The sequence below is a fragment of the Brevundimonas sp. ALps5 genome, assembly GCF_058681645.1.
On the sequence record NZ_CM178744.1, the window covers coordinates 2,324,907 to 2,337,257 of the forward strand.

Consider the following 12,351-nt stretch of genomic DNA (forward strand, 5'->3'; position numbering starts at 1 on the left):
CCGTGTCGTGATCCGCTGGAGCGACGGCTTTCGAAGTGCGGCCAGTCCTTGGGTGAGGTTGGCGAGGTGGGCGAAGACTCGAAGAATGCGCGGCTCCCTGGCGACGGCCTCTGTGGCGCGAGGGGCAGGTTCTAGGGTGGTTTTCAGCGATGATCCCACCGGCGTGACCGCCGCTCTCGGAGTGAGACTAACGGTTGTGCGGCCTCCAGCCTAGCTTCGTGGGTATCTGTGCCGGTCGGCCAAAATATATCCGGCAGAACGCGAATTTCTCGCTAGAGTCATCGCGATGAAAACGACCCTCGACCATCTCCCCGAACGTCAGCAGCAGGAGCTGGCGCACGTCCGCGCGACCCTGCTGACGGAGTTCGAAGCGGCGCTCCGGAAAGGCGCGGGCGGCACGTCGGATTGGCGCAAGGGCGGCAAGGTCCTCAAGATCATCCTGTTCGGCAGCTACGCCCGCACCGACTGGGTGGACGAACCGGACAACGGCTACCTCTCGGACTTTGATCTGCTGGTCATCGTCAGCCACCCCAAGCTGACCGACATCGCCGACTACTGGTGGGAGGCCGAGAATAAGATCCTCCACGACCCGTCGGTTGGCCGGATCGTCAACATCATCGTGCACGACCTCGCCGAGGTGAACCAGGCTCTCGGACGCGGCGAATACTTCTGGACCGACATCGCCCGCGACGGGGTCATGCTCTACGAGCTGCCGGGCCATCCGTTGGCGACTCCCAAGCCGATGACGCCGGCTGACGCCTTGGAGATGGCGCAGCGGTACTTCGATACGAAGCAGGCGGACATTGAAGTCTGGCTCGACACCGTCGCGCACCTGCTGGCGCAGGAGTCGACGCTTTCGAGGCGTAAGAACGCAGCGTTCCAACTCCACCAGACTGTGGAGGCGGCTTACATCTGTTTCCTGCTCGTCCACACGTTCTATTTCCCGCGGTCCCACAACATCAAGTTCCTGAGGTCGCTGGCCGAGGACATCGACAAGCGCCTTGTCGAGGCGTGGCCGCGTGAGCAGCGGGCCGAACGGCGGCGGTTCGAGACGCTGAAGCGCGCCTATGTCGAGGCCCGCTATTCGGACCAGTACGATGTCAGCCGGGAAGACCTCGAAATGCTGGCGATTTCGGCCCGCCGCCTCGGGGCCGTCGTCGCCGAAGTCTGCCGCGAGCGCCTCAATCAGCTTCGAGGCGCAGCAAGCTGATCACGCTCGGCTGGCATCTCAGTGCCAGCTCCGCTCCTCGACCTCGTCATCTTCGCGCTTCGCCCGCCCGTCGTAGATATCGGCGATGTCATTCAGTAGCCGGGCGGTGACGGGGTAGTCTGACGCCATCGCCGACGAGTGATCTCTGTAGCGGTCAGACAGCGTCCGCTCCTTGCGACCGCCTTCCCTCAGGTCACGGGTGATCACTCCGCGCGATGAATACGCACCCGAGACGAAAGCATCCTCCAGGGTCTCTGATCCTGCGCTCTCGAGAATCTCGCGGATGGCGATGGGAGGCCAAACCTCGCCGGCTGGTTTTGCGCTCATCCCGAGGATGCGGCCGATCCGGAGGTCAGCCGGCAGGCTGCGTCCCAGTTCCGACGCGCGGCGGCGCACTTCCGTGACCCACCGCTCGAGTTCGGCGCCGTCGATCCGCCCCTTGTCGTCTGCGCCGGGGATGCGGTTCCAAGCATCCAGCACATCGTAGCCGTGCCGGGCCATGGCGGCCCGCTGTTCCGGCGTCGCGGGTCCGCCCGGGAGGTCCTCGTCTGCGCCGCCGCCGTCGTCGTCCCGCAGGAAGACCATGGTCAGCACCTGGAGGAAGAAGTCCGGGTTCCTCGCCAGTTCGCGGTGTAAAGCCGGGCTGGGTCGCTCGGAGTACCGCAGCATGTGGAAGTAGTACCACTCGAGCAGGACCAAGGTTTCGTCCGACACCTCGGGATGGTTTTCGAGGTGGGCGAGGATCCGCGTGAGGTAGTGGAGCCGCATCACCGGCTCGTTCGTGTCCTCGCTCGCCTGGTTCATCGTCTTCAGCGCCAAGTGGAGCGTCTCGACGATCAGCTTTGGATCGAGGTCGACTTCAAGGCGGCTTCCGATCAGATGGAGAGAGTCACGAGCGCGATCGACGACGTTGAAGCGCCGGATCGCGTGCTCGGTTTCCTCTTTGGTCTCAGCCACCGCCCACCCCGCGAGAGTACGCCAGTAGCGATCTTCTGACGAGAGGCCGTAGGCCGCGACCGCCGACCAGGTCTCGGGGCGCGCCGGGAGGAAGTGGAGCAGGCGTCCGACCACGCGTTCGTCCAGTTGGGGGGCCGGCGCCGGCAGCAGGCGGGTGACGAAATCGGCGCCGCCTTCCTTCTCGCGTAGAAGGCCGATCGCTTCGGCTGCGGCCTGCCAGAGCGGCCCGTCATCGGAGGCCAGTCCGCGTTCGATGAAGTCTGACCGCCAGGACGCTGCGGCGGGCGAGTGCGCTACCGCCTCTCCCACCCACCGGGGTTGATCGCATCGGTCGAGGAGGGCCAGCGCGCCGTCGATTCCGCGCACCTCGACGATCTCCTCGAAGGCCGCCGCACGGGCGGCGGTCGCTTCGTCCAGCGACTGACGCCACTCGCGCACGGAACCCATCCAGCCGGTGCCGTTGGAAAACAGCCAGGCATGCCTCCAGAGGACATCCTCGGGTTTGAACCGCTCGAGGGTGGTCTGGAAGACCGTCAATTCATCCGCCGGGATCGACCAGTCCGCGTCCTGGAATTCCAGGTGGCGAGCCAGGACCTTCCGAAGGGCCGTGCGCGTGAAGTCGCGATCCTCTTCGCCGATGATCGTCGGCTCCGCCTCCAGCAACTTCTGGCCGATCCCAGCCCGAGCGTCGGGCAGAAGGAGCTCCATGGCCTTGAGCAGAGCCTTCCAACGCTTTGGCCGATTGCCGACATCCTCGATCAGCCGGTCTGAGACCTCTACGACGCAGTCGTGGACGACCGTCTCAGGCGACGCCTCGCGGTCGGTTGGCGCGGCCTTGCGCCAATGCGGAGACGACGTCGGCATCGTGATCGCGTGCGAGCGCGGCAGGAGTGAGATCATGAGATCCCAGGCGATGTCTCCATGTCGTTTGCGCAGGCCGTCGATGACGGCCAGCCGCTGCTTCAGCGTCGCGTGGGTTTGAGGAGACCACGACAGGAAGATCGTGGTGAGAACCTGCTTCGGACGGGCGACGTTGTTGCCGCCCCCATCCAGCGCATCGAGCCGCGCCAGGACGTCGGCGACCCGAGGCAGAAGAGCCGGATCCCAGGCCAGTCTTTCCAAGGCCCACATCAGCTGGGGAAGCCGCGTGACGGTGTGGGTCGACGTCTCGGGCTCGAAGAAGGCGATCAGTGGGCTGGGCGTCGGGCCGAGCGCACGTTCGATGCCGCCAAGGAAGGCCGAAGGCGCGACCTCCGCCAGCTTCGGCAGGACGGGTCCGAGGGACCACCAGATCGCCTCCGTGGCGCCGTCCAGAATTGTGGTGAGGGACCTGGCGACTTTCGCCTCGACGCCGTCCACCAGACCCGCCCGGTCGCCGTACAACGACAGAAGCGCCATCGTTTCCGTCATCGACTGTTTCAGGAATGACGAGAAACGCGGGTGGATGTTCCGAATGGGAGCCAGCCAGCGCTCGTCCGGCGCCATGTCCCATGTCGGATCGATCTCGGCGCAGACTTCGCAATAGACGGACAGGAAGCGGTCGATGTCCGGAGCCGTCAGACTATGCGCGAGGAGGGTCCAGGCGTCGCGAGGCGATTTCAGTCGCCACGCGTCTTCGCGCTTGCGCAGAGGCCCGTCCAGAGCGGTCGCGTATGGCCCGAGCGCTCTGACGGCCTCTTCGTACGGGACGCCGGCCAGCTGTTCGATGACGGCCTTGTCGCCGTCCAGCGTCTCGAGCCATCCGCCGGCGAGAAGCGCACCCAGCATCGGACGAGGCGGCTGCGGGATCGACCAGGATGGACGGCTGCCCGGTGCCGCAGGCATGAGACGGCGAAGGACGGCGAGGCTACGGCCGGCGTCGAGCGAGAGATTCTGCGCCTGGCCGTACTCGAGGCCCATCCGCTCCAACACTTGCTGCAGCTGGTTCCGGGTCGGCTTCGCCAACCGACGCGCTGAGTCAGGCGCCTCCGAGTTCGGGCCCAGGGCGACGTAGATATAATGGCCCTTTCGAGAGAGCCGCTGAGCGACGCCGGCTTCCGTCTCGTTGAGGATGAGGATGAGCGGCGTCAGGCCGTCGGCAAGCTCCGCCGCCGCTGCCGATGTTTCCGGCGCCAGGACGCGGGTTTCCACGGCGCGATAGTACCGATCAGGCAACATCTCGATCGTCGCATGGAAAAAGGCCGCCGCCTCTTCGACGGACTCGGCCTGAACGAACAGCGGCTCTGAGGCGGGGGCCGAAAGCCACCGCAGGACGACCGCAGCATCCTCGTCGCGTCCGATGCATGTAAGCTCTCCGCTCAACGGAACCTGGGTCGCGCCCGACCAGTCCGCCCAGAGGTCCGCGAGTGACTTCAGATCTCTAGGGCGCTTGCCAAGGCGGACTGCGAGCCACTGGCCGACGCCGGGATGGCACTCGATCCAGTCCACCAGGTCGTCGGCGTCATAGGCCAGGACGTTCTTCCAGATGCGCTTGGCGCGCTGCGCCTTGGCCCAGACGTCCTTCTGCTTTGCCCAACGACGGGGCGTTACGAAGACGAACGTCGTATCCGCCGGGTCGAGGTCGCCGTGATCCGTCGTTCGGGCCTCTATGTCTCCATCGGCTTTTGACTTCTTGTTCTGGTCGGTCCCGGTTTCCCACCCCGACTGGCCATCCGGAATCCTGACCGACGCGCCGACAACGCGGACCTCGCCGTCCCAGCCATGTTGAGCGACGCTGTCGCCGGACGGGAATCGAACTCTGGCGGCGACCCCGCGCTCGGCGCGGATCAAACGGCTCAGAAGCTCGGGCATGCCAGCCTGGCCGTCGCGGCTGTCGGCCCAGACGACGAGGTCGGAAGCCTCGATCAAGCGGGTCGGGTTCCCGCCGGAGAAGGGGGTCGGCGCAGCGGGATCTTCAATGAGGCTGAGGCCTTGATCGTCGTTCCGGACGCCGGCGTCTGCGATCGCCTCAGTCATGGCCTCGATGGCGGCAGGCCTGACCTCACGCCGATCGAGCTCGAAGTCAGCGACCTCGCTGGGGTGAATATTCGCCGCCTTGGCCAGGTCAGCTTGCGACCACGCCAACAAGGCGCGGGCCCCGACCATGTCCTTCGCGCTGAACCCTTGCTGCGTCATCCCGCCGAATAGTCCCTCCCCGTGCGCCCTGGGCGTGAATCCTAGGTAGGGAGAGACGACCCTTGCCTTCAAGACGGGACGACCGTGTTATCCGCAGCATGACGACTTTCAACGAAGCAGGCTTTCTGTCGACGGCGATCTCGGACCGCATCCAGGCCAGGCGGAACGGCAACGCCCTCGGGTTCGAACTCGTCGAAGCCCTCAATGCCTGCCTTCAGAAGGCCGCCACCGCGGCCTGCGAAACCGTGCGGGGCATGCCGTTCGACCGCGAGCCGATGGCCCTGCTTCTCCTGCATCGGTCCTGCGCCCAGTTGCAGGGAGCGGTGCTGATGGCCGAACGCGGCATGGATGTTGAGGCGCGGACACTGGCGCGCGGACTGCTGGAGAACACCCTGCTGATGGCCGCGCTTCACGACAATCCGGACAAGGCGCGCGCGGTGATGATCGAGGATGCCGCCGCCGCCAAGAAGGGGCAGGCGAAAACGATCCTCCGCAGCGGTATGTCCGCGGACGCCGCGATGCTTCAGGATGTTGTGGACAGCATCGGATCCGTGTCGAACCTGAACATCTCGAAGCTCGCGGAGCTCGGCCCTCTGGGACACCTGTACCTCCTTTATCGCGTGATGTCGGACGATGCCGTTCACCCCTCCGGCAAGTCCCTGCAGCGGCACATGAGGATGGCTGACGACGGTGAGAGCTGGAACGGCTATCTGGTCGGTCCCGAGGATCCCGAGCGGATCGCCGACACGCTCGATCGCATCCTGATGATCGGGATCGCCCTGGGAGTCGCCTTCACCCAGATCGTCGGCGATGAGGAGAACAACACTCGCCTCGGGGAAATCTCGGCCGACTATGGGCCTTTCAGGGCGTCACAGGATGCGGCTGCCGAAGTGCGCATCGCCCGCAAGCGCGAGGCGATCGGATGAAAGGTCTCACCTCGTCTGACGTGATCGCCATCGCGACCGGTCTCGTCTCCCTCGCCGCCTTTGTCGTTGCGATCATGAGCTGGATCACTGCGCACCGCGCTCAGCGACTGGCGGAGCGGCAGGAAGCCCGTCGCGCGCCCCGGCTGGATCTCCGCCTCATCGACTCCAAGGTCTCCGACATCGACGGGAAGAGATCGTTCGCCATCCACCTCCAGATCGCCAACCCAACCGACACAGCCAACAGTGTCGCCGGGCTGGAACTGTGCATCCGCCACCGCCGCGAGATTCCGTTGACCTTGTTGGCGCCGGCGATCCCCAATGCCGACGAGAGCGTGCCGATGCTCCTGATGCCGTTGCGCATCGACGCCCATCACACCGTCGAAGGTTGGGTGCGGTTCGCGGTCGCCGCCGACCTTTTGAAGGGCTCGACCATCGAGGGCTACGAGCTGGTCGCGACCGATACGCATCAGGAGAAGACGACGCTCGAGACCCACATGCTGACCTGGAGTCTCCGATGATCGGAGCGTTCCGCAAGGCGATGATCGCCCTGAACCATAGCCACGAGAAGCTGATCGCGCCGATCATCGCCGACGGATCGCTCGCCACCGTGGGGGTGGGCGACGGTCGGATGTTTCCCCTGGTCATCCTCGACACCACGGAGCGTCCCGATATCGACGCGGCGATCGCAGCTCACGACCATGGGCCGCCGGGAGACGTCCGGGTCCAGTGGGGTAGGCTTCCGCACCGTGAGGAGACGGTGACCCTCATCCTGACCCTTCTTCGCCCGGTGGAAGCAGTGGTGATGGTGGAATTCGATCTCAACAAGAACCATGGGGTCATCGTGGAGCAGATCCTCCAGAATCGCGGCCTCTATGTGCAACCTGGCCGGCCAGGGGATCGTCTCAAGGACGATCCACAGAAGCCGAAGATCATCGTCGAGGTGGCGGACACGGGCTTCAAGGCGACCTGGGACCGGCTCTTCCTCGCCCACACCGCCCTGAAGCTGCGCCGAAAGGGCATGAAACGAGGGGAGGCCAAGCGAGCGGCGAAGGAGGTCGTCGATCGGATACGCAAGGTCGCATCGATGAGACCGTTCACCGCCTGAAGACCGCGACAGCGAATTCAGACAAGACGCGCGTGTCCCGATGGGGCGCTTAGGCGCGGTGAGGCTCGCGCGGCTGGCTTGTCGTGGATGACATGCGCACCCAATGCGCCACCGCTTGCAAACCCCGCCGCCATGATTCAAGCTTTGAGTGCGTCGCCTTCGGGCGGCGCCGAGGCGTGAGAACCTCGCTTGAGACGATCATTCTACATCTTCGCTCCGCGGCAGCGGTGTGGCTGGCGCGTATGTCCAGGCCCCTCGGACAACGACTTGGGGGCTAAAGGCGTCGGCGCATGCCTCAAGCATGGTCTCAACACCCGGTGCTTCGGCCGGGCTCGCCTCATCATCTGGAGGCGAGCCCGTGTCGGATCGAACTGGAGGTGTGGGAGACAAGGAGGCCGATCACGGCCTTCACGATCTCTATCGCGCCTATTCCGGTTGGCTCACGGCGCGGCTGAGGCAGCGCTTCGGCGACGAAACCGAGGACCTCGCCCAGGAGGCCTGGATCCGGGCCGCGCCATACAGTCGCAAGGGTCTGATCGAGCATCCCAAGGCGCTGCTTTTGAAGATCGTCGACAACCTGATCATTGATAAGGCCAGGCGGCGGGGGCCAGCGCCTCTCGGGGCCAACGATCGGCTGGACCCTGATCCGCTCGTGGATCCCGCCTCTCAGATCGACATGGTCCTTCTCAAGCAGATCGTTATGACGATGCCGCCCCGACTAAGGGACGTGTTCGTCTTGAGCCGTTTCGCGCATCTGGAGTATCAAGAGATAGGCGAGCGGCTGAACATCCCCGTGACCACGGTCCAATGGCGGATGATCAAGGCGCTCGAGTACTGCGCAGCCCAGTTGCGGCTGTAGCCGATGGGGAACGCCATGAGCGACCCGCAGAGCGCGACAGGCGTTGCGGACCGTGAAGCGGTCGAGTGGCATGTCCGACTCGGGGAACGCCCCGTGTCCGCCGACACGCTCCATGCGTTCAAGACGTGGCGCGAGACCGCTGGCAACGTGGAGGCCTATCACAAGGTCGAGCGTCTTTGGCGGAGCACGGGATCCCTCTCGTCGGATGGCGACATCCAGAACCTGACCCAGGCCACCTTGCGGACCTCAAGGCCAAGGACGAAACGCGAATGGTCCAGACGGCTCTTCCCGGTCGCGGTCGTCCTCGTCCCCGTGGCCGCCCTGGCGCTAGCGCTGGTCTTCTGGTTGCCCACGCGAGGCCTGTACGAAACGGAGATCGGCGGCCAACGGGTCGTCGCGCTCGACGACGGGACCCAGGTCCGGCTGGATACGGACACGCGGATCAGGGTGCGGTTCGCCTCTGGCGAACGGCGGATCGTGCTCGAACAGGGTCAGGCGTTGTTCACCGTCGCCCACGATGCGACCCGCCCCTTCAGGGTCGAGGCCGGGGGCACGGAGGTCACGGCCCTGGGCACCGTCTTCGACGTCCGGCGCGAATCCACCGGGGCGCGTGTGACCCTCGTCGAGGGATCGGTCGCGGTCACCGATGTCCAGGCCGAGACCCGCAACTGGCGCCTGACCCCGGGGCAACAGGTCCAGACATCGCGTCGTGACCCTGCGCCGGTTGCTGTCGATGCGACGGTCGAGACGAGTTGGTCGCAGGGTCACCTGGTCTTCCGGGGCACGCCGCTGCGCGACGCCGTCGCCGAGGTCAATCGCTACCTTCCGGACAAGATTGTCCTGGCGGCCGGGCCTGCATCGGAGGTCGCGGTCAACGGCTCCTTCGCCACGGGTGACAGGGACGCCTTCGTCGCGGCCGTCTCGGATCTCTTCGGTCTGACCGCCCAGCCGCAGGCCGACGGCGGCGTCCGCCTCACCGCGCGATCCGTCGGCGGATAAAAATTTCAGGCTCCAACTCAGATGAGATGACGGCCCTGCGTCTCCTGTTCGACGCGCCGTTGCGTCAGAGAGGACCTAACTCATGACCATCTGCACCCGAAGCCTGCTTGCCGGCGTCGCGCTCGTGCCCATCGCCGCCGTGGCCTTCGCCACCGACGTGCAGGCCCAAGAGGCCCGCGAGTTCAATATTTCCAGCGGCTCGCTGGACGCGGCGCTCATCGCCTACGCCCGGCAGGCCAATGTGCAGATGCTCTATACCGCCGACCTCGTGGCCGGCCTTCGGACACCGGGACTGAGCGGACGGCATGCGCCGGACACGGCGCTGGATCGCCTGCTCGCCGGAAGCGGCGTCGTCTGGTCGCGCAGTCGGCCGGGCGTGATAGTTCTGCGCCGGGCTTCGGCGCAGCAGGCGGCGACCGACGACGCCACCGTCATCGACGAGGTTGTCGTCACTGGGACGCTTTTGAGAGGCCCCGGGGAATCGCCGTCCCCCGTGACCGTGATCTCGCGCTCGGACCTCGACCGGCGCGGCGACGCCACGGTCGCCGACGCCCTCGTTCGGCTGCCTCAGTCCTATTCGGGCAACGCGACACCCAACAGCCTGCTGCTGGGCGCCGACTCGCTAGGAAGCAACACCTCGACGGCGACGGGCGTGAACCTCCGAGGGCTCGGGGCGGACGCGACGCTCGTTCTGGTCAATGGGCGGCGCCTGGCGGGGACCGGAATGAAGGGGGAGTTCGCCGATGTCTCGGCGATCCCGGGTGGAGCGGTCGAGCGCGTGGACGTGCTGCTCGACGGCGCCTCGGCCCTGTATGGATCTGACGCGGTGGCCGGCGTGGTGAACGTCATCCTGCGGCGGAGCTATGAGGGTCAGGAAACCCGGCTGCGCGCCTCTGCGGCGCAAGGCGGGGGCGAGGACCTGCTGGCGTCCCACCTGTTCGGGACGCGGTGGGAGACCGGCTCGGCGCTCCTGTCCTACGAGTATCAGCATCAATCGGCGCTCAACTCGGCGGACCGCGACTACACCGCCACCGGCGATCTGAGGCCCTGGGGCGGCACGGATCGCCGCAGCTTCTACGGGCCGCCCGGCAGCATCGTTGTGTTCGACGCGTCTCGCGGCGCCTATCGCAGCACCTATGCGATCCGACCCGGTCCCGATGGCACGGCGCGCACGCCGTCGGACTTCGAGGCAGGCGGCGCCAACCTCGGCAACCGGCGGGCCGACGTCGACATCCTCCCGCTCCAGGAGCGCCACAGCGCTTATGCGAGCGTCCGCCAAGACCTCGGTTCGCACATCGAAGTGTCCGCCGACGCCCGCTTCAGCCGGCGGACGTTCGAATACGCCAACCTCGCGCCCGTGAGCATTCTCACCATCGGACGCAACAACCCCTTCTTCGTATCGCCGACCGGTTCGGCCTCCCACCTGATCGCCTACAATTTCATCGGCGACCTCGGTCCGACCGAGAGCTACGGCATGTCGCGCAGCCTCGGCGGGACCGCCGGGATCGAGATCGCGCTGCCGAGGGACTGGACGCTGGAAGCCTACGGCGCCTTCGCCGAGGAGCTCAGCGAAGGCGGCACGAACAACCAGCTTAACAGCACCTTCCTCGCCGAAGCGCTGGGCAACGCCGTCGACAATCCGGCGACCTCCTACAACGCAGCCCGGGACGGATACTTCAATCCCTTCGGGTCGGGCGGGGCCAACGGCGACGCGGTTCTGGATTTTATCTCGCAGGGCTACACCTGGTCCCGCTACCGCAGCCGTATCAGCTCCGCCAATCTGATGCTGGACGGCTCACCCCTGAGACTGCCGGGCGGGGACCTCCGGATTGCGATCGGCGCGTCGTTCCGGCGCGAGGAGTTCAACCGTCGCAGCCAGAACTTCGCTTCGGGCGTGGCTCCGGTCATCACCATCGGCGACCCCCAGGTCCGCGACATCGGCGCCGTCTTCATGGAGGTGCGGGCGCCGCTGGTGGGCGAGGCCAATGCAATGCCCGGGATCAAGCGTCTGGAGCTTACCCTGGCGGGGCGCGCCGAGGACTATGACGACGTCGGCACGACCTCCAATCCCAAGATCGGCCTGATCTGGCAGCCCTCGGACCCGTTCACGGTTCGCGCCAGCTGGGGGACGTCCTTTCGCGCCCCCGCCCTCACCGAAGTCTTCGATCGGGTCCAGCTCGGTCCCCTGACCGTGTCCGACTCCGGGGTCAGCCGCGTGGCGATCCTGCAGTCCGGCGGGAATACCGACCTCGAACCGGAAACGGCCGATAGCCTCACCCTCGGGGTCGAATGGGCGCCCCGGCCCGGCATGCGGTTCAGCGCGGGCTATTTTGACATCCGTTTCGAGAACAAGATCGGTCGACCGGCGCTGGAGAACATCACCAGCATCCTCGTCGATCCGAGCCTGTCGCCGTTCGTCACCCGTCTCACGCCCGGGAATGCGGCCGATCTGGCTCGCGTCCAGGCTTTCCTCGCCGACCCGCGCTTCGTCTCGCCAACCCTTTATCCGGCGTCGTCCTACTCGGTGATCCTCGACGGCCGATGGGCCAACACCGGCGAACTGAACGTCGAGGGGATCGATCTGGCGGGCAGCTACGACTTCGACGTAGGAGACAACGCTTTCGGTCTCTCCCTCTCGGCATCCTACCTGCTGGACTACAGCCGTCGGGTGACCCCGGTGGCCGTTCGCGAGGACGTTCTCGGGTTGGTGGGCTTCCCCGTCGATCTCCGCGCCCAGGCCGCCGCAACCTGGACGCGCGGGGACTGGTCGACGCGGATCGGCGTCAACCATGCCGCCGACTACCGCGACGCGGCGGGGCGGACCATCGACGCCTTCACGACCGCCGATCTTCAGCTGCGCTGGGCGGGGGTCGGAACCGGATTGGCCGAGGGCGTCGAGGTGGCCCTGACGATCCAGAACGTCTTCGACGCGGACCCGCCCTTCTATGACTCCCCGCAAGGCTTCGGCTTCGATCCGGGGCAGGCGGGTCCGCTTGGCCGGGTCGCGGCGTTCCAGCTGATCAAGCGCTGGTAGGCCGTCATGCCCCGAGCTGCTTCGAGCGTACGCCAGACGGCGTCCGCAGGACGCCGCGCGCGTTCGCGCGCATTTGTCGCCGCCTCGGCCTTCATCCTACTGTCGGGCGCGGGATGGGGTGCTGCCGCGCAGATCCCACAGAACGCT

General features: G+C 66.2%; 8 protein-coding genes. 7 read left to right on the forward strand and 1 reads right to left on the reverse strand.

From position 1 onward, the window contains the following. The first annotated feature begins 286 nt into the window (after window positions 1-286). On the forward strand, window positions 287-1,210 hold the full coding sequence (locus ACW172_RS11295) for a HEPN domain-containing protein (protein WP_054764189.1): 924 nt from the start codon (window positions 287-289) through the stop codon (window positions 1,208-1,210). Between the two features lie 18 nt (window positions 1,211-1,228). Here the strand turns inward: ACW172_RS11295 and ACW172_RS11300 are convergent, their stop codons facing one another. Continuing rightward, window positions 1,229-5,281, reverse strand: a complete 4,053-nt coding sequence (locus ACW172_RS11300) for a helix-turn-helix domain-containing protein (protein ID WP_052004698.1) — start codon at window positions 5,279-5,281, stop codon at window positions 1,229-1,231. Between the two features lie 98 nt (window positions 5,282-5,379). On the opposite strand from ACW172_RS11300, the gene ACW172_RS11305 reads away from it, so the two are divergent. The 6 genes from ACW172_RS11305 (at window position 5,380) to ACW172_RS11330 (ending at window position 12,204) form a co-directional block, all read left to right on the forward strand. Beyond that, window positions 5,380-6,207, forward strand: a complete 828-nt coding sequence (locus ACW172_RS11305) for a DUF5677 domain-containing protein (RefSeq protein ID WP_035305726.1) — start codon at window positions 5,380-5,382, stop codon at window positions 6,205-6,207. Window positions 6,208-6,227: 20 nt separating this feature from the next. After that, complete coding sequence (locus tag ACW172_RS11310) at window positions 6,228-6,725, forward strand: hypothetical protein (protein WP_155988050.1); 498 nt, start codon at window positions 6,228-6,230, stop codon at window positions 6,723-6,725. Further along, window positions 6,722-7,312 (forward strand): hypothetical protein, encoded by a 591-nt coding sequence (locus tag ACW172_RS11315; protein WP_035305720.1) that lies wholly within the window; start codon window positions 6,722-6,724, stop codon window positions 7,310-7,312. The genes ACW172_RS11310 and ACW172_RS11315 overlap by 4 nt, the downstream gene beginning before the upstream one ends. A 358-nt stretch (window positions 7,313-7,670) precedes the next feature. Then, window positions 7,671-8,171 (forward strand): RNA polymerase sigma factor, encoded by a 501-nt coding sequence (locus ACW172_RS11320; RefSeq protein ID WP_197019695.1) that lies wholly within the window; start codon window positions 7,671-7,673, stop codon window positions 8,169-8,171. Window positions 8,172-8,264: 93 nt separating this feature from the next. Further along, complete coding sequence (locus ACW172_RS11325) at window positions 8,265-9,170, forward strand: FecR family protein (RefSeq protein WP_052004696.1); 906 nt, start codon at window positions 8,265-8,267, stop codon at window positions 9,168-9,170. Window positions 9,171-9,252: 82 nt separating this feature from the next. Further along, a complete protein-coding gene (locus ACW172_RS11330; protein ID WP_035305712.1) occupies window positions 9,253-12,204 on the forward strand; it encodes a TonB-dependent receptor in 2,952 nt (983 codons plus the stop codon). Window positions 12,205-12,351: the final 147 nt, after the last annotated feature.